18 protein-coding genes are annotated in these 17,350 nt (G+C 41.4%); 8 read left to right on the forward strand and 10 right to left on the reverse strand.

Features of this window, described 5'->3' with window-relative positions:
- Positions 1-5: 5 nt before the first annotated feature.
- From FTU98_RS00335 to coaE, 3 genes are read left to right on the forward strand one after another with little or no spacing between them, the layout of a single operon-like run.
- The gene (locus FTU98_RS00335; protein ID WP_180050036.1) at positions 6-1,232 is read left to right on the forward strand and encodes a type II secretion system F family protein; all 1,227 of its coding nucleotides are present in this window, start codon (positions 6-8) and stop codon (positions 1,230-1,232) included.
- The gene (locus FTU98_RS00340) at positions 1,232-2,092 is read left to right on the forward strand and encodes an A24 family peptidase (RefSeq protein WP_180050039.1); all 861 of its coding nucleotides are present in this window, start codon (positions 1,232-1,234) and stop codon (positions 2,090-2,092) included. The genes FTU98_RS00335 and FTU98_RS00340 overlap by 1 nt, the downstream gene beginning before the upstream one ends.
- A gap of 9 nt (positions 2,093-2,101) precedes the next feature.
- The gene (gene coaE / locus FTU98_RS00345; protein ID WP_180050042.1) at positions 2,102-2,701 is read left to right on the forward strand and encodes a dephospho-CoA kinase; all 600 of its coding nucleotides are present in this window, start codon (positions 2,102-2,104) and stop codon (positions 2,699-2,701) included.
- A gap of 5 nt (positions 2,702-2,706) precedes the next feature.
- On the opposite strand, the gene FTU98_RS00350 is transcribed toward coaE, so the two are convergent.
- The 3 genes from FTU98_RS00350 to FTU98_RS00360 form a co-directional block, all read right to left on the reverse strand.
- Complete coding sequence (locus FTU98_RS00350) at positions 2,707-3,636, reverse strand: DMT family transporter (protein WP_004975858.1); 930 nt, start codon at positions 3,634-3,636, stop codon at positions 2,707-2,709.
- A gap of 43 nt (positions 3,637-3,679) precedes the next feature.
- The gene (gene rlmB, locus FTU98_RS00355; protein WP_004975856.1) at positions 3,680-4,429 is read right to left on the reverse strand and encodes a 23S rRNA (guanosine(2251)-2'-O)-methyltransferase RlmB; all 750 of its coding nucleotides are present in this window, start codon (positions 4,427-4,429) and stop codon (positions 3,680-3,682) included.
- Between the two features lie 188 nt (positions 4,430-4,617).
- Positions 4,618-4,941 (reverse strand): pyrimidine/purine nucleoside phosphorylase, encoded by a 324-nt coding sequence (locus FTU98_RS00360; protein WP_004975854.1) that lies wholly within the window; start codon positions 4,939-4,941, stop codon positions 4,618-4,620.
- Between the two features lie 492 nt (positions 4,942-5,433).
- Between FTU98_RS00360 and recN the strand changes: the two genes are divergently transcribed.
- Entirely contained in the window at positions 5,434-7,095 is a 1,662-nt protein-coding gene (gene recN / locus FTU98_RS00365) for a DNA repair protein RecN (protein WP_154321118.1), read from the forward strand.
- 61 nt (positions 7,096-7,156) lie between these two features.
- Here the strand turns inward: recN and FTU98_RS00370 are convergent, their stop codons facing one another.
- The 4 genes from FTU98_RS00370 to FTU98_RS00385 are packed head-to-tail and all read right to left on the reverse strand — an operon-like array spanning position 7,157 to position 10,598.
- The gene (locus tag FTU98_RS00370; RefSeq protein ID WP_004975851.1) at positions 7,157-8,143 is read right to left on the reverse strand and encodes a CsgG/HfaB family protein; all 987 of its coding nucleotides are present in this window, start codon (positions 8,141-8,143) and stop codon (positions 7,157-7,159) included.
- Positions 8,144-8,199: 56 nt separating this feature from the next.
- The gene (gene lpoB, locus FTU98_RS00375) at positions 8,200-8,802 is read right to left on the reverse strand and encodes a penicillin-binding protein activator LpoB (RefSeq protein ID WP_004975849.1); all 603 of its coding nucleotides are present in this window, start codon (positions 8,800-8,802) and stop codon (positions 8,200-8,202) included.
- A gap of 13 nt (positions 8,803-8,815) precedes the next feature.
- Complete coding sequence (locus FTU98_RS00380; protein WP_004975847.1) at positions 8,816-9,217, reverse strand: DUF1425 domain-containing protein; 402 nt, start codon at positions 9,215-9,217, stop codon at positions 8,816-8,818.
- 16 nt (positions 9,218-9,233) lie between these two features.
- Positions 9,234-10,598: a COG3014 family protein gene (locus tag FTU98_RS00385; protein WP_154321119.1), complete on the reverse strand. Its 1,365-nt coding sequence runs from the start codon at positions 10,596-10,598 to the stop codon at positions 9,234-9,236.
- A gap of 620 nt (positions 10,599-11,218) precedes the next feature.
- Here FTU98_RS00385 and FTU98_RS00390 point away from each other — a divergent pair.
- The 3 genes from FTU98_RS00390 to FTU98_RS00400 all read left to right on the forward strand — a co-directional run bounded on the left by FTU98_RS00390 (position 11,219) and on the right by FTU98_RS00400 (position 13,144).
- A complete protein-coding gene (locus FTU98_RS00390) occupies positions 11,219-11,773 on the forward strand; it encodes a YqgE/AlgH family protein (RefSeq protein ID WP_004975844.1) in 555 nt (184 codons plus the stop codon).
- A complete protein-coding gene (ruvX, locus tag FTU98_RS00395; protein WP_096901348.1) occupies positions 11,766-12,209 on the forward strand; it encodes a Holliday junction resolvase RuvX in 444 nt (147 codons plus the stop codon). The genes FTU98_RS00390 and ruvX overlap by 8 nt, the downstream gene beginning before the upstream one ends.
- A 152-nt stretch (positions 12,210-12,361) precedes the next feature.
- Complete coding sequence (locus tag FTU98_RS00400) at positions 12,362-13,144, forward strand: IclR family transcriptional regulator (RefSeq protein WP_004975841.1); 783 nt, start codon at positions 12,362-12,364, stop codon at positions 13,142-13,144.
- An 89-nt stretch (positions 13,145-13,233) separates the two neighbouring features.
- Here FTU98_RS00400 and FTU98_RS00405 read toward each other — a convergent pair whose 3' ends face one another.
- On the reverse strand, positions 13,234-13,851 hold the full coding sequence (locus tag FTU98_RS00405; RefSeq protein ID WP_179996325.1) for an alpha-ketoglutarate-dependent dioxygenase AlkB: 618 nt from the start codon (positions 13,849-13,851) through the stop codon (positions 13,234-13,236).
- 142 nt (positions 13,852-13,993) lie between these two features.
- Here FTU98_RS00405 and FTU98_RS00410 point away from each other — a divergent pair, with 142 nt between their 5' ends.
- Positions 13,994-15,796: an ABC transporter ATP-binding protein gene (locus tag FTU98_RS00410; RefSeq protein WP_179997295.1), complete on the forward strand. Its 1,803-nt coding sequence runs from the start codon at positions 13,994-13,996 to the stop codon at positions 15,794-15,796.
- Between the two features lie 49 nt (positions 15,797-15,845).
- Here FTU98_RS00410 and pgsA read toward each other — a convergent pair whose 3' ends face one another.
- Both pgsA and FTU98_RS00420 read right to left on the reverse strand, forming a co-directional pair.
- A complete protein-coding gene (gene pgsA, locus FTU98_RS00415) occupies positions 15,846-16,433 on the reverse strand; it encodes a CDP-diacylglycerol--glycerol-3-phosphate 3-phosphatidyltransferase (RefSeq protein ID WP_179996324.1) in 588 nt (195 codons plus the stop codon).
- A 105-nt stretch (positions 16,434-16,538) separates the two neighbouring features.
- Positions 16,539-17,333 carry a thioesterase family protein gene (locus FTU98_RS00420; protein WP_096901351.1) on the reverse strand — a complete coding sequence of 265 codons (795 nt, stop codon included), beginning with the start codon at positions 17,331-17,333 and terminating at the stop codon, positions 16,539-16,541.
- Positions 17,334-17,350: the final 17 nt, after the last annotated feature.

The raw sequence follows: 17,350 nt of genomic DNA on the forward strand, positions 1-17,350 counted from the left end.
TACGCATGGCTGTCAAAAAAGCACAGATGATGCCCACCTTCGTTTATGAAGGGATTGACCGCAAAGGGGCTAAGTTAAAAGGGGAAATTCCAGCGCGTAATATGGCCTTGGCAAAGGTTACATTGCGTAAACAAGGGATTACCATCAAGACGATTCGCCAAAAGAAAAAGAATATTCTTGAAGGCTTAATGAAAAAACGGGTGTCGACCTTAGACATCACTATTTTCACGCGTCAGCTTGCCACTATGATGAAAGCAGGTGTGCCTTTGGTACAAAGCTTTGAGATTGTTGCCGAAGGTCTTGAAAACCCCGCCATGCGTGAAGTGGTTTTAGGCATTAAAGGTGAAGTGGAAGGCGGGAATACCTTTGCTGGCGCATTGCGTAAATATCCTCAATATTTTGACAACCTATTTTGTTCTTTGGTCGAATCTGGTGAACAATCGGGTGCCCTAGAAACCATGCTAGATCGTGTCGCGATCTATAAAGAAAAGAGTGAGTTACTCAAACAAAAAATTAAAAAAGCCATGAAATACCCTGCAACGGTCATTGTGGTGGCCGTGATTGTGACCATTATTTTGATGGTGAAAGTCGTACCTGTGTTTGAAGAGTTGTTTAGCTCTTTTGGTGCGGACTTGCCTGCCTTCACTAAAATGGTGGTGAACATGTCACAATGGATGCAGAAATACTGGTTTATTCTGATTATTGTGATTGGGGTCATCATTGCAGGTTTCTTGGAAACTAAAAAACGCAGTAAAAAATTCCGTGACTTCTTAGACAAAGCGGCACTGAAAGCGCCTATTTTTGGTGACTTGGTCTATAAAGCGATTATTGCACGTTATAGCCGTACTTTAGCCACTACTTTTGCTGCTGGTGTACCCTTAATTGATGCCTTGGAATCTACCGCTGGGGCAACCAATAATGTGGTCTATGAAGAAGCCGTGATGAAAATTCGTGATGATGTTGCGACAGGTCAACAGCTACAATTCGCCATGCGTGTCACCAATAAATTCCCGTCTATGGCAGTGCAAATGGTAGCCATTGGTGAAGAATCAGGTGCGCTAGATGCCATGCTAGATAAAGTCGCAACCCACTATGAAAACGAAGTCGACAACGCAGTAGATGGCTTAACCTCAATGATGGAGCCGTTGATTATGTCTGTCTTGGGTATTTTAGTGGGTGGTTTAGTTGTCGCCATGTACCTTCCAATCTTCCAAATGGGTTCTGTGATTTAATGCAAGAATTAATCGCGTACTTTATCCAAAATCCAACTGCGCTCTATATCGCAGTTGGACTTTTTAGTTTATGTATTGGCAGTTTTTTGAATGTGGTGATTTACCGCACCCCAAAAATGATGGAACAGGAATGGCGCAATGACTGTCAAATGTTATTACATCCTGAACAAGCCATAATTGATGAAAGTAAAATCACCCTCAGCAAACCTGCATCAACCTGCCCCAAATGTCATAACCCAATTCGTTGGTATCAAAATATTCCTGTGCTGAGTTGGCTGGTATTACGCGGTAAATGTGGCAACTGCCAAAACCCGATCAGCATACGTTATCCACTGGTTGAAGTATTAACCGCAGGTTGCGCCCTGATTGTGCTTGCGGTATTTGGCCCAACCGTACAAATGCTGTTTGGTTTGCTGCTCACTTATACTTTGATTGCACTGACCTTCATTGATTTTGATACACAACTCTTACCAGACCGTTATACCCTACCTTTGGCTGCACTGGGTTTGGCAGTCAATAGCTATGCCATCTACACTTCGCCAACATCGGCAATTTGGGGCTATGTGATTGGCTTCTTGTGCCTTTGGGTGGTGTATTACCTATTTAAAATCGTCACAGGCAAAGAAGGCATGGGCTATGGCGACTTCAAGCTCCTTGCCGCTTTAGGTGCATGGATGGGGCCGATGATGTTACCCCTGATTGTGCTGCTATCTTCCTTAGTTGGGGCGATTATTGGCATTATTCTGTTAAAAGTACGTAAAGAAAATCAACCCTTTGCGTTTGGTCCGTATATCGCCATTGCGGGCTGGATTGCCTTTTTATGGGGCGAGCCAATCATGAAAGTATATTTGGGACAATAAGGACAGCACATGCGTTTTGTTTTGGGTCTAACAGGAGGAATTGGCAGTGGCAAGTCTGCAGCCAGTGCGTGGTTTGAGACCCAAGGCATTGTTGTGGTCGATGCAGATGTGGTTGCACGTGAAGTAGTCGAAAAAGGACAGCCTGCCTTAAAGCAAATTCGACAACACTTTGGCGATTGGGTTTTACTTGAGAATGGTGAGCTTGATCGTCGTGCCTTACGTGAACACATTTTCAAAGAACCAAGTGCACGACAAGCACTTGAAAAAATCACCCACCCTGCAATTCGTGAATCGATTATTCAACAATTAAATGCTGCCAATAGCCCCTACGTGGTTTTGGTTTCACCACTCTTGTTTGAAACCAATCAACATCAATTGACCCAACATACATTATTGATTGATGCTACTGAAGCACTACAAATTCACCGTGCCTCACAACGTGATGGTCAAACGGTTGAGCAAATTCATAAAATTATTCAAGCACAAATGCCACGTGCTGAAAAACAACACCTAGCCGATGACATTGTGCTAAATGATGGGCATTTAGATCATTTGTATAGCAAACTTGAAGTATTGCATCAGCAGTATTTAAAGCGAGCGATGCAGTAAGCAAATTAATCTGACTGTTGTTTTTGCTGTTCAAGTTGAGCTTTTAAGCTGTCAGGTCGGGCCCACCAACGCCAAGGTTGCAAAGCACCAATCCCCATACCCACCAAGCCACATAAAATTGCTAAACTCAAAGGTTCACCCAATAAAGGGACAGCAAGAATCGCAGCGATAAACGGCGCCAAGGTCACAATACTGCCAGTTTTGAATGCTCCCAAACGCTTAATTGCCTCGACATAGCTAAGTGTTGCGATGATCACCACAAACACTCCATGAAAAATAGTTTGCAGCAATAAATGAATCGGTTCAGGTGTGCTGAGTTGTTTCGGGAAAAACAGTACGTAAATCGGGACATAGACGATTGCCGACCAAATTGCGACACCCGCCATAGCATGCCAAGCGGAAAGCTTCCATTGTCTTAATAAAACCGTAAACACACCCCACCAAATAGCGCTGATAAAAAACAGTCCATCCCCAAGTCCAAAGGCAACACCTGTTTCTTGATACATCAGCGCACTCATACCCGCAATGGCGGTCAGCATAATTACAATACTGATCCATGTATGGCGGTCAAAAGGCACTCGAAATAACATCCAAGCAGCAATGGCGGTACAAACAGGAATACAGCCATTCAAAAAAATGGCAGCGTGCGCAGCAGGTACATAATGAAAAGCACTATACGCAGTCAGGCAATAGCCCACTCCACCAATCATTGCCAAAATAAAAGGCTCTTTTTTCCATAAAAATGCCGTATCTTTTTTCCAGATAAGAATCGGCATTAAAATACAAAAAGCCAAAGCAAAGCGTAAGGCGGTAATATCCCAAGCACTGATCTGCCATTGTGCATTCAGCCGAGCAGTTAGGGTAAAACCACCCCAAATGCACATGGTAACAAGCACCAAAGCATAACCTTGCTTTTGGGGAGATAGACGAATCACGGTGTTGAAAGCATCAATAAAATAGCAAATACAAAATCAGCAATTAAGCCTGACGCTGACGACAAGCTTCATACAAGGCCATACCTGTTGCAACACTGACATTCAGACTTTGCAGATTTCCTGCCATTGGAATAAATACGGTTTGATCACATTGTGACTGGGTAATTGGGCGTAAACCTGTATCTTCTGCGCCCATCACCACGCATACTGCTGTTCCTGTAAAGTCAAATTGCTGAATTGGCAAAGCTTTTTCATCCAGCATCGTACCCACCACGCGCACATTAAACTCTTGTTTCAAATGCGCCAAAGTACGTGCCAAATTGGTCACTTGGATAAATTTGACTTTTTCTGCACCACCTGCAGCTACTTTGCGTGCAGTTGGGGTCAAACTTGCTGAACGATCACGCGGCACAATCACGGCAGTAACCCCCATCGCAGCGGCAGTACGGATACACGCACCCAAGTTATGCGGGTCGGTGACTTGGTCGAGCGCCAAAAGTAAAGGCTTGCTATCAGCCTGCAACAAGGCATCCAAGTCTTTTTCATTCAGAGTTGGATGTGGGCGTACTGCAGCCACCACTCCTTGGTGAAAAGGCAAACCTGCCAGTTTTTCCAAGCTGTCACGGCTGGCTTTTTGCACACTAATGCCAAATGGTTCGGCAAGTTCTAAAATCTTTTGTAAACGCTGATCATCACGCCCTTTTAAGGTAAAAAGAGTTAAGACGCGCTCTGGCTCAAGCTCCAATAATGACTCCACCGAGTGAACGCCATAATAATATTCAGGTTTTGCCATGAACGACCTCTAATTAATGCACCAATAAACCAGCGAAAACGAAAAATCCTGCAAAGCTGACTTTACAGGATTTCAATAAGATCTAGTTTAACCGATTCGGGTGAAAATTTCTTGATTCAATTCCGCTTGATTGGGTGCTCAAGCAGGAGAAAAATGAAATCTTAATTCAATACCCTATTATCGGCTGATTAGCCTTCTAAGTGGCACACGTAATCGAGCACTTCATCGGTTTCGATGCTGAAACGGCTATTGCCAGGCACATAGAACGATTGACCCGCGCGGAATAATTCACTTTCTTCGCTATCGGCAATTTTGACACGACATTCACCTGAAATAATTTCCATACGTTCAGGTACATGCGTTTCGAAAGTCAAGGCTTGTTCAGTCGGTAAAATTACCCCTAAGGTTTTTTTGGTACCGTCTTCAAATTGCACCGTGTGACTGATGCATTGCCCACCAAAATAGACATTCGACTTTTTCACAACTGATACATGATCAAACTGAGCTGACATGCGTATTCTCCAGGTAACGCGTTTTTATATTTTTGACTGATGTAGTTTAATTCTGTCCTCAGAACTAATCAATCTGTGTTTACAGTGGGCTTTGCGTAAATTGAACAATGTTTCAATACGCAGCATGCAACACGCTGACAGCACAGTCTAAGCCAATGCCAGAGGCATGCAAAGTACTCTGCTCTAGATTCTTCCCCACTAAAGTGCTAAATCTGAATGTGAAACAGATCACGAATAGTATCTATATCGTTTAAGTTCCACCATATCAAGCAGCACCGAAAACTCCCCAAGTGAATATACTGCAATTTAATGACCATCCAATGAAATGATCAAATGATCATGTGTTTTATATATGATGCTTATCGGGTACATTTTTTGTTGTTTGCGCTGCAATTTAAGCTAGAATTAAATAGAAGAAAATAACAGCCTTGTTATGGCATTTCCAAAACTTGACTCTCTTTCACTGACACTTTTCGCAGCTTGGATGCGTTTATGCTGACTCATTTAACACTGATTAACTTTGCCCTTGCCGACCACTTAGCACTGGATATTGAAACAGGTTTTAACGTTCTGACAGGGGAAACAGGTGCAGGTAAATCCTTACTTTTAGATGCGCTCTCTGCCTGTTTAGGTGAACGTACCGATACCAATTATGTACGTTTTGGCTCAGATAAAGCCGATGTGACCGCGAGTTTCAGTTATCAGGACAATAGCCCTGAAGCACAATGGCTAAAAGAACATGAATTAGATGATGAGTCTGGTGAAATCCATTTACGTCGGGTAATTTTTGCCACAGGGCGCAGCAAAGCATGGATTAATGGTCGTCCAAGCAGTTTGGCAGAGCTGAAAGAAATTGGACGCTTACTGGTACAGTTATACAGTCAGCACAGTCAGCAACAATTGCTCGAACCGCCTTATCCAAAGCACTGGCTTGATCGTTATTATAATTTTTATACCCCTGCCCAAGCAGTACGTGATGCTTATAGTACCTGGCAAAAAAATATCCGACAGCATCAGGCGGCGCTGGATGCACAGGCAACCCGCAAGCAGCGCATCGAAACTCTAAACTTACAGCTCGAAGAACTCGAAGAACTGGTACAAATCGATTATAAGGAGATTGAACAAGAGTTTGATCGCCTAAGCCATCATGAACATATCATGCAGGACTGCAGTTATAGCTTAAATGCCTTAGACGAAGCCGAGCAAAACATCACTCAGGAAATTGCTTCGATTATTCGCCGCTTGGAATCGCATGCGGGACGAAGTGAACAATTATCAGAAATTTATAACTCATTGTTAAATGCGCAAAGTGAATTAGATGATGCGACAGCCAATTTACGTCAGTTTATTGATCGTCAAAGCTTTGACCCTGAACGCATGGAAGAACTGAATCAAAAATTAGAAGTCTTTCATCGTTTAGCGCGTAAATACCGCACACAACCTGAATTATTAAAACAAGAATTTGATACTTGGCAAACTGAGCTCACTGCTTTACATGAACTTGAAGACCCTGAAACTTTGGCAGAACAAGTCGAAGTGGCACATCAGGACTTTTTAGCCAAAGCACAACATTTAGATGACATCCGTCGTGAAGCAGCCGCACCACTTGCCAAACAACTGACCGAGCAAGTCAAACAGTTGGCACTGCCTGAGGCACATTTTGAATTTAAGTTTGAACCTTTAGAGCAGGTTTCTGCGGAGGGGTTAAGTTTTATTCAACTACTGTTTACTGCCAACAAAGGTATTCCTGCTCAGCCATTAGCACGTGTGGCTTCTGGTGGCGAATTATCGCGGATTGCCTTGGTCATGCAAGTCATGAATGCCGAAAAAACCGAAGCTGAAGTTTTGGTTTTTGATGAAATTGATGTCGGGATTAGTGGTGGTACTGCTGAAATTGTGGGGCGTTTGCTCGCAGGTTTGGCGCAACACGTTCAAATTTTATGTATTACCCACCAAGCACAAGTAGCTGCACAGTCTGATCAGCACCTTTTGGTGAAAAAGCGTCAGACCGATCCTGCCAGCAGTACCATTGTTGAATTAGAAGAAGATGCGCGTATTTTAGAATTGGCACGCATGACAGGCGGTGTTGAAATTAATGACACTACCTTGCAACACGCCAAACAATTACGCCAATTGAAGTTTCAACAGGCTTAAAAAATAAATCCCCTGATTTTCAGGGGGATTTATTTAGGTCTAAAACAAGCTTAATCATTATTTACCATTTCACAGGTTGGTCACTTGAACCAGGTGTCATTTCATAACCTGGAGAGGTATCATAAAATTGACTGCTAGAAGATTGCACAGGTTGTAGTTTAAGACCCTGTAAAATTTCAGGATTTAAACTTTGGGCAATCTTATCTGCAGTACTATCATTTAAACTATTATTTAAAAGATTCTGTGTCATCAAGTTCGATAAGGTACGATTAAAAGTCCCTGCCGCAACTACCTTACTGGTATTCGCTTCAATCACTCGCCACGTTAAACGCACCTGCTCTGCACCAGCATTTAACCCATACATTTGTTGACCGCTAGCAACTGACAAATCGTTAATACGCCCCACGAGTAAATAATCAGCACCTACTTTTTGACCAATACGCGCTAACTCATGCGGTGCACCATCCCAATACAGGAAGTCATTTTCAAATTGCATTTCATCTATGTAATGACGATCAACAACACTTAACTGCCCTGACTGTGCCAAATAAGTACCTAAAGTATCTGATAATTCTTGACTAAACTCAGAAGCAGAAGCACCGCTGGCTAAGCGGTTATTTTTTTCTGCCATTTGAAATGGCAAGACTGCAATACGGCGCATGTGTTGATCTTGTACAGTAGATTCAAACTTCACCACATGTGCGCGAACTTTAGCGCGATAATTATTTTTAGCACCAGAAACACTCAAGACCTGAAACTTGGTGACAGAACCCGAACCTTGATTGGCTACACTAAATACAGGTGAAACTTTACCCGTATATGTCCAGCCCTGATTATTTACAGATAAAGAAACTGTTTCTTCATAATTCATTTGTGACGATACCGAAGCACCATTCACCGATTGAACTGCAATCAATAATGCTTCAGAAATAGCTTGGTGTTGTGTTGGACCACTACCCGTTGCCTCTTTAATCACTTCTTTAATCGCAGCAAAAGCAGGACTGCACAGTAATCCAGATAATAAGCCTGCAAATAATATTTTTTTCATGTTCTATTCTTCAACAGCAACTGCGCTTATCACAGCGCAGTTGCTTTCAGATTAAATTAAAGACCAAAAGTTGAGCGCTTTGCTGCCTTACGGATTTCTTTTTCGCCTGTCCACTCTACAATGCCAGTTTGTAAGTTCTGCAATTTAAATGTGAACTTGTAATACACATCGCTCTTACCACCTGCATTTTTTACAATACTAGATAGATTGCCATTGAGCATATATTCAGCACCGATATGTCCACCAGTACGCACTGCAGTCGCTTGATTGACCATGCCGCTTTGCTTTTGATAGGCAAGTTGCTGCGCCATCGCATTGACAGATTTCATATCTACAAAACGAAACTTCCCTGAATTAATTAATTTGTTCTGAATCGTATCTGTAATAGATTCTGTATCGATATGTTCTTGTGTCTTGTTATGAATACGATCAAGCACAATGACTGGACGACGAGTTTGCGTCATTTGCACCACAGGTGGGAAGGTCAGCATATCATCCACCATCTTTGCAGCAATCATTTGTAGATCTGTCGATCCAAAATCTTTCGTTAAAGTTTCTACAGCTTGAGCATCACCATAACTCACTGCACTACCCGTTGTTGCACAACCTGTTGCCAAAACAGAAGTTGCTACCACAGCCATGATTAACTTTGCATTCATTGCTCTATCTCGCTTATTTCTTTAAATACACAACAACATCTACAGCCGATGGATTTGGTGCTAAAGATTGCACGCCCTTCACCTCTCGACCCGTTAACTGAATTGGTTTCCAAATCGCACCTTCAGGGTTCACTTCTGCCCCATGTGCATCGACCCATACGATTTTGTAGCTAAAATCTTTGTTATTGAAACGGCGGTTTTTAATAGCAATTGATGCCTTTTTTAAGTCGCCTGCCATAGACATTCCCACACGCTCAACAAATACCTCAGTGGTTAAGACTGGGTTATTGGTAATGGTGCGAATACTTACTTCGTTATTCGCATCTGTCTGTGTAGACAAAGCATTAGGGGCTGTACATCCAACCATCGCCGCAGCACTAAGACCGAGTAATGCGAGTTTTAACTGATTTTTCATAAAGTTCTCTTCAAAATTATTGGCGTGGAATACTACTTACACTTGCTGTAATTTTGTCATTTACATGATGTGCATAAACAAATACTGTCTCATTGGCTTTTACATCTAACTTCACAGAGGAGCTTGACAAATTACCTGACGATAACTGTAAGTTGTGTATCCCTGGCGTTAAGTTCAGACGTGCAATTTGCGTATTACTTGGCAAAGTTGTCCAAGCTCGTAAATCTGCTCGCTCGGTTGCCATATTGAGCACGTTACCTGCCAATTGCCCTAAAACACCAAATTGGTTACCAAGCTCTTTTTGAGCAGCATATTTGGCTGTGGCACGAATCACTTGGGTTGTTAAAGTTCCAACGACTTTTTCTTTTAAGTCTTTAACAGCCAATGCACCAATATCACTAATCACATAACTGTCTTGCAAAACTCGGTTATTCAGCTTCACTTTCAGGCTTTTGGGTGCAACATAAGTGCTAGGTTCATAAGTCGCAAAAGCAATGTTGATAATGCCGCCTGGAGTCGGAATATCTAACTTATTTTCAATTTTCTGTGGAACGATACCTTGTTCAATAAATACAATAACAGGCACACTACTATTACTTTGTTTTGCAACCAATTGATCTAAACGCTTTACATCTTTAGCAATCTGCTCATCAGGCTGTAACTCATAAGCTTTTTTGTAATCCACCAAAGCATCGTTGTATTCGCCTAAGGTTTCCCACAAGTTAGCTGCCATATAAAAAGCATAAGCATTTTGATAAGTATTCTTAATCTTGCCCGCAATTGGATCTAAGCCAACAAATGCCTCATCTAAAACATGCAATGCGGCATTTGAAGATGTATTTGCTTTTGTATTTTTCTCTTTTTTCTTTTCAAACTCAGCCTGATGTGCCAGTTCAATTTCACGCTGAATGCCCTGTGCAACACGCATTTCTACTGCAGCAGCCTCAAGATTTTTTAAAAAAATATAATTTTTCGCTTGAGAAATATGCGCCAATACCTGTTCATGAGGTGGCACCAAATAAGGTACCACCGAATCATTACTCACCATAGAAAGTGCTTTAAATCCGACCCGACTCAGACTAATTTTTGCACGACTTTTTTGTTTATCTAGAAATTCAAAAGCCTGCTTATAATGATTCAAACTTTCTTCATACTGATGATTGACTTGTAATAAACGTGCCTGCTCCAGTAAATATAGTACGCCGTCTTTTGAATCTACTTTATCTTTAAATTTAGCAACTAAATCTTCAGATAAATGATTATTCAAATGACTGCGAAACAAATTACCTTCATCATTATAAGTTCCAAAAATTGCTGCTTGAGAAAAAACTGAAGCTGAAAAAACAGCGGCAAACAAACTTCCCTTTATTAAATAATTCATATTAAACCATCAAAAAAAGCTATAAAAGATGAAAATTTCACCATCTTACAAACAATTATTTTTTGTTTCAATATGTATTTTATGTATATCTATTGAAACATATCAAGCTATAAAAAACACAAATTTTACACTAAAGCACAAAACTTACAAAAGAAATAAATAGACCTATAGATTTTTTATATTAAAAAACCACTATTCATTAGACAAACTTAATATTTAATAAAAGAGAATATAAATGCAATCAAACTGCCTATTTTGCAATTAAAAAACAGAAATCACATTCGTTAAAATTAAAAGTAGATTAAAAAATATACACTAAAACATTTAAACAAACCCACATCACAAAGATAATAAAGCAATCAATTATTATGTTCCTATATCTTCAACTTTGTAACTAAATAGATAAATTTAATGACATCATTTTTTCTAAATTTTAAATTTATTCTTTTATTTATCCTTTGTCTCACTTTTACCAAAGCAAAGTTGTCATCACAGTGGTTTTATGGGATAAGTACAGCTAAGAAATGTATATTTGCATGATTTGGCTGTAACTCGTTTACGTTTCCCAGTCGGTTTACAGTTCTGTTTGCCACCCCCTCAGATTAAGGAGAATTGCTTAGGTGACTAAACAATATCTGACGCATCGCTGTCTCATAGCCCCGCCCGATATGAATGATGAGTTTTTTGCAAACACCGTCATCTATTTGGCACGTCATGATGAAGACGGTGCGCAAGGCATTATTATCAACCGTCCATCGGGTATCCAAATCAAAGAATTACTCAATGATTTAGATATAGACGCAGATAATGTGCATCCTCACGAAGTTCTACAAGGTGGTCCATTACGACCTGAGGCAGGTTTTGTTTTACACACAGGGCAGCCAACTTGGCATTCATCTATCGCTGTTGGTGAAAATGTCTGTATCACCACCTCTAAAGATATTTTAGATGCAATTGCCCACAATGAAGGCGTTGGACGCTACCAAATTGCCTTAGGCTATGCCAGCTGGGGCAAACAACAACTCGAACAGGAAATTGCTCGGGGCGATTGGCTGATTTGCGAATCCGACATGGACTTAATTTTTAATTTACCTTATGACGATCGTTGGGATGCCGCTTATCGTAAAATGGGCGTAGATCCAACATGGTTATCTTCAGAGATTGGTCATGCCTGAAACAACACAAGCCCAAACCATTATGGCATTTGACTTCGGTACGCAAAAAATGGGCATGGCTGTGGGGCAGGCACTGATTGAAAGTGCGACCCCTCTCGCCCTCTTTCCCATGAAAGATGGCATTCCGCAATGGGAAAACTTGCTAAAAATTATCAAGCAACATCAGCCACAATTATTTCTAGTGGGCTTACCTTTAAATATGGATGATAGCGAGTCAGAACTGTCTACCCGTGCGCGTAAGTTTGCTAGACGCTTACGCCATCAAAGCAATATCAACACCCTAATGGTCGATGAACGCCTAACCACACGTGAAGCACGTGATGAGCTTGATCATTATCAAGCCCAAGGGCGTGGTAAAAAACTCGCTGCCGATAGTCTTGCCGCAGCACTATTGATTGAAAGCTGGTATCGTGACCCTCACGGCGTTCAGCCTTAAATCCTATTTCTGAATAGATAACATCGACAAATGCAAAAGAATTGGGACATTGATCGTTAGAATGCCTAAGACCATCTGTAAAAAGTCTATTGGTCTGGCGATTTTTTGATATAAAGTGACACCATCCTTTTGGTGTGAATGGGTAAATCCGCATGGCACTGTCTAGCTTTGGCAAGATTCTCACAGTCTTAGACTTATTTTCAACCGCACGTCCTGTCATTAATGTAGATACCATTAGTGAGGAACTCGGTTTATCTAAGCCCACCAGTTACCGCTATTTAAAAGAGTTGGTTTCGGCAGAGTTGTTGCAGCGCATGAGTGGCACATCGGGAGATTACACCCTAGGGCCAAAAATTGCAGTATTGGATTTTATCTCTCGCACGACCGATCCATTGGTCACCATCAGTATTCCGTTTATGAAAAAAATTGCGGAACGTACTGAATTTTGCTGTTTGCTGACCCAACTCAATCAAGATTCCTGCATTGATGTGCATCACGAAATCTTTAAAGATACGCCTTTGCTGTCTTATGGTCGCGGCTGCCCACGTCCTGTTTATGTCGGCTCATCGCCAAAAATTATTATGGCGCATCTGCCTAAAGCTAAAATTTTAGACTATTACCAACGTTTTTCTAACGAATTGGCACAAGTCAATTTTGCACAAGATGAAGATGACTTTTTGCAGCAAATGCGCAAAATCAAAAAACAAGGCTATTATTTTTCTAACGGCGAACTCGATGCAGAAATTGCAGGCTTATCTGTACCGATTCGTTTTTCATCTAAAGATGCACCTTATGCATTGACGCTGCTGGCATCTAAAAACCGTTTTGAATTTGTCAATTTGCAAAAACTGATTGAAATTTTGCAGGATAATGCAGAACAAATTGAAAAACAGGTGGAAGTACTGAATACCAGTTTTAGTATAGAACTCACTTAAAGATTTAGGTTATTGATACCTTAAAGCACTGAATTTAAATACAATTAAAATTTATTCCTGAATAAGGATTTAGAGTGCTAAATCAAGTTTTATTCAATAGCCGTGTGAAAATAGCGAAAGGTCAGATTAATTCTGGGTTGTATAATTCTATTGGACTTCATTAAGGCATGTTTCCAATAGTGTTGTGTCGTGCCACGCATGACCAACAACTGACCGCTGTGCAACAGTAGCTCAACCTTGTTGGCGCGGTGTTTATGCTGAAAACAAAATTTACGGGTTGCCCCCAAACTCAAAGATGCAATGACAGCGTGTCTGCCTAAATTCGGCTCATCATCACTGTGCCAACCCAAGCCCTGCGTCCCATCTTGATATAAATTGGCCAAACATGAATTAAAGGGATGCCCGACCCATTGTTCAATTTGCTGTTTCAATCGCCACAAAGCAGGCTGCCATAGCAGTGCCTGCTTAACTGCTCCCGAATAACGATATTGATACTGCTCATCGCCATACCATACCACTTGGCGCTGTGTCCGATAATACTGACCAAAGAGCAGACCTTCATCAGGCTGCCATGCCAAATGTTGCAGAAAATACTGCAAATAACGCTCACTATGCTCCGCACTCAGCACCAAACCATAGTCCTGCACAATGCCGTCATAAGGCAGTACGTTGTCACAACGCTCAGGTGCAAACAATTCTAGATTCATGGTCATTCCTATGCTGAATAGCTTATTGTTTAATCTAAAACAAGGATCAGGACTGCTCACAAAATGACACAGCTTTTTGGCTTGTGAGTCGTGAAGTTCATCCTTAGACTTAAAATCATCGTTCTTATAACAATAATAGCTTATGAATTTATGGCATTTATTTCAAAAATTGCGTCCCTTCGTTCGACCTTATCAGCTCTTGGTGATTGCTACCTTAGTTTTAACGCTCATCGGCTCATTAACAGCTCAAGTCAATGCACTAACTTTACAATACGCTGTTGACCGTATTAACGCCTTAATTGAGGCAGGACAAGGTCTGTCTGCAGGCTGGCACATTTTAATCACCATTTCAGCCATTTTGCTGGGTAAAGAAATCATCAATGCCTTTGTGCAGTTTGGACAGAAGTTTTATGGTGAAAAACTACGCATTTTTGTGTCACAAGATTTGGCACAGGGCATTATTGAGAAATTTTTGCGTTATCGACTGGCCTTTTTTAATCAGGACAACAACCAAGCAGGTAAATTACAAACACGTATAGATCGTGGCATTGGTTCGCTCACCCGCTTAGTGCAAATTTTCTTTATTGATATTTTGCCACTCTTTACCAGTGCAATTGTGGCTTTGGGCTTAATGTATTATGCCAATTTTTATGTGGGCTTGGTCGCGACACTCATTGTGCCTATTTATTTTTGGCTGACCTATCAGCAGGCACAAAAACTAGGAAGCTGGCGACGTAATTTACGTGATGGACGTGAGAAAAAAAGCCAAGGGATTCTCAGCATCATCAACTCAATTACCGTGATTAAATCATTTAACAGAGAAAGCATTGAAGCAGAAAAACAACTCACCCTGCAGAAAAAACTAACCCACAATCAAATGCAGACTCGCCAAACCAGTTTTTTATTTGATGGTTTAAAAAGCTTTATTGAACAAATTGGCGTGGTGCTGATTATTATTTTAACTGCTTATTTTGTGTTAGATGGACAAATGAGCATCGGCATGATCATGTATCACGTGTTACTGTTTGGCAATGTTTCTGCCCCAATTCGCTCATTGCATCGTATTTATGATGAAGTCAATGACGCAATGATCTATTCAGAAAGCTTCTTTCAAATTTTGGAAGCCGAGCATGAAATTGAGCCAAGTGGTACGCTTAAACCAGTTATTCGAGGGCAGTTTGATCTGCAACAGGTAAACTTTTTTTATCCGAATGGACATCATGTACTAAAAGACATTCAAATGCAGATTCAGCCCAATAAAATTACCGCATTGGTGGGATTGTCGGGAGCAGGAAAATCTACCCTGATCAGTTTATTAGATAAATTCTATGAACCACAACAGGGAACAATTCAGCTCGATGGGATTGATATTAACCACATCGACACTCAATATTTGCGTGACCATATCGGCTTGGTTTTGCAAAAAAATCATATTTTCCAAGGCTCTATTTTTGAAAATATTCGTTATGGCAAAACTGATGCAAGCTTGGAAGATGTGATTCTGGCAGCCCAAAAAGCCTCTATTCACGAACAAATTTTGCAATTGCCTCAGGCTTATGACGCAGATGCCCTCATGCTTTCAGGCGGTCAACAACAACGGATTGCCCTTGCACGTATGTTCCTGAAAAATCCACCTATTATTTTTTTAGATGAACCGACTGCTAGTCTGGATGCCATTGCAACCGAACAAATCAAACAAAGCCTCGATGAAATTAAACAAGGGCGTACAGTCATTATCATTTCACATAGCTTATCGCAAATTATTGATGCCGATTACACCTATGTCATGAAAGATGGCAGGATTGCGGAACATGGCGAACATGATGCGCTTTATCATCAAAATGGGGTTTATAAAGAAATTTTTGATGCGATGGCAAAAAGTTTAAATATTGAAAAAATTGCCAAAACTTATGAGGATGATGCCGAGGAAGAAACCCATAGTTAATCAAAAAGTGCTTCAATCAGAAGCACTTTTTAATGAAGAATCACGATATTTAAGGTTGTTTCAAATATGGCCATGCCGCTTTTAAATAAATAAACATCGACCAAAGCGTTAGAATTACAGCAGTATAGAGCAACAAATAAGCCACCATTTCCAATGGTTGCCAGTTCAATAAGAACACTGAAATCGCAATCATTTGGAATGCTGTTTTATATTTCCCCACTGTAGACACCGCCACACTGGTACGTGCGCCGAGTTCAGCCATCCACTCTCGTAAGGCAGATACGGTAATTTCACGGGAAATAATTACAATCGCGGCAAAAGCCATAGAAATAGTCGGTTGCCATTGCACTAAAACAATCAATGCCGCAGCGACCATAAGTTTATCGGCCACAGGGTCTAAAAAGCGCCCAAATGCAGAGGTCTGATTCAAAGTACGTGCCAAATAGCCATCAAACCAGTCGGTCACAGCAGCAATCACAAAAATAGACGTCAAAATAATATGACGCGTCATGCCACCATCATAACCTTTTACGCCCATTGCAGGCGGCCAATACGCCACCAACAAAAAAACAGGAATCAAGGCGATTCGAGCCAAAGTTAATATATTTGGAATGTTCAGGATACGACCTGTTGTCATAGACACCGCCAATGTTTCCCCTCTTTACGCTGCATATTCACAAGTTTTTTGAGGATTTGTCATCGTGAATAGGCTTCACTTTATACGAAATGCTAGTAGGTGTCACTAGGCAAACACGGTGATGGTCTGTCGGGCAATCGCTATTAGCCGATCCTGATCATCCCATAAGTGCGCATATTCTGTGGCATAACCACCGCTAGCATGATCGGTAAAAACTTTATATTTCATCCAATCTTGCAGCTGATTTTGCAAAGGATTGACATAGGTCACATGCCAAGTCAGTGAACTGGCAGGAGCGAGCTGCTCAAACATCGGCAGTACTCCAGGCGGCCACATATCAAAAGCCACCATCAAATCGGCAATGGTCATGGCACGATTCGTATGCTGTTTTGGGTTAAAACGCATCCAGCCTGCAAAATCAGGTTTATGACTAGCAGTAAACGGATATTGTCCTTCAGACCAAACCAAATCCATCTGCTGAAAACATTCAGGTGCTAAAGGATGATGCTGTGTAACAGGCAATTCCGTTGCAGGTGGAAAATTGGGCGCAGTACGTTCTTGTTGCACCACAATGCTAGATTCACGTGCCGCACCAAAACTGGCAATTAAAATGCTTTGTACTGCATCATCCTGCCATAAACGAACTTCGACACTGGTCACAGATTTGCCTTCACGCAGAATTTCCGCCGTGAGCCGTGCCCGACCTTGTTGCACAGGTCCGACAAACGTGACACTGCTGCTTAGCAAGCGCTTTTTCGGATCGGCAATACAAAGCTGGGCTTTTTGCATCATCAAACCTGCCACCAATCCACCATAAATAGTGCGCCCCTGTAACCACCCAAGCGGGATGTCTATCCATTCTTGCTCGGCAATGGCTTGATAGGTCTGTAGCAACGACATAGCTTTTCCTTAAACAA

The organism is Acinetobacter sp. YH12211 (assembly GCF_013418015.1).
In the GTDB taxonomy this organism is placed as follows: Bacteria; Pseudomonadota; Gammaproteobacteria; order Pseudomonadales; family Moraxellaceae; genus Acinetobacter; species Acinetobacter towneri.

Bases quoted from the DNA above. Each gene is read 5' to 3' on its own strand.
- FTU98_RS00380 (WP_004975847.1), bottom strand. From the start codon at position 9,217: ATGAAAAATCAGTTAAAACTCGCATTACTCGGTCTTAGTGCTGCGGCG.
- recN (WP_154321118.1), top strand. From the start codon at position 5,434: ATGCTGACTCATTTAACACTGATTAACTTTGCCCTTGCCGACCACTTA.
- FTU98_RS00410 (WP_179997295.1), top strand. From the start codon at position 13,994: ATGAATTTATGGCATTTATTTCAAAAATTGCGTCCCTTCGTTCGACCT.
- FTU98_RS00340 (WP_180050039.1), top strand. From the start codon at position 1,232: ATGCAAGAATTAATCGCGTACTTTATCCAAAATCCAACTGCGCTCTAT.
- FTU98_RS00400 (WP_004975841.1), top strand. From the start codon at position 12,362: ATGGCACTGTCTAGCTTTGGCAAGATTCTCACAGTCTTAGACTTATTT.
- FTU98_RS00405 (WP_179996325.1), bottom strand. From the start codon at position 13,851: ATGAATCTAGAATTGTTTGCACCTGAGCGTTGTGACAACGTACTGCCT.
- coaE (WP_180050042.1), top strand. From the start codon at position 2,102: ATGCGTTTTGTTTTGGGTCTAACAGGAGGAATTGGCAGTGGCAAGTCT.
- FTU98_RS00370 (WP_004975851.1), bottom strand. From the start codon at position 8,143: ATGAAAAAAATATTATTTGCAGGCTTATTATCTGGATTACTGTGCAGT.
- FTU98_RS00420 (WP_096901351.1), bottom strand. From the start codon at position 17,333: ATGTCGTTGCTACAGACCTATCAAGCCATTGCCGAGCAAGAATGGATA.
- pgsA (WP_179996324.1), bottom strand. From the start codon at position 16,433: ATGACAACAGGTCGTATCCTGAACATTCCAAATATATTAACTTTGGCT.
- FTU98_RS00385 (WP_154321119.1), bottom strand. From the start codon at position 10,598: ATGAATTATTTAATAAAGGGAAGTTTGTTTGCCGCTGTTTTTTCAGCT.
- FTU98_RS00360 (WP_004975854.1), bottom strand. From the start codon at position 4,941: ATGTCAGCTCAGTTTGATCATGTATCAGTTGTGAAAAAGTCGAATGTC.
- ruvX (WP_096901348.1), top strand. From the start codon at position 11,766: ATGCCTGAAACAACACAAGCCCAAACCATTATGGCATTTGACTTCGGT.
- lpoB (WP_004975849.1), bottom strand. From the start codon at position 8,802: ATGAATGCAAAGTTAATCATGGCTGTGGTAGCAACTTCTGTTTTGGCA.
- FTU98_RS00335 (WP_180050036.1), top strand. From the start codon at position 6: ATGGCTGTCAAAAAAGCACAGATGATGCCCACCTTCGTTTATGAAGGG.
- rlmB (WP_004975856.1), bottom strand. From the start codon at position 4,429: ATGGCAAAACCTGAATATTATTATGGCGTTCACTCGGTGGAGTCATTA.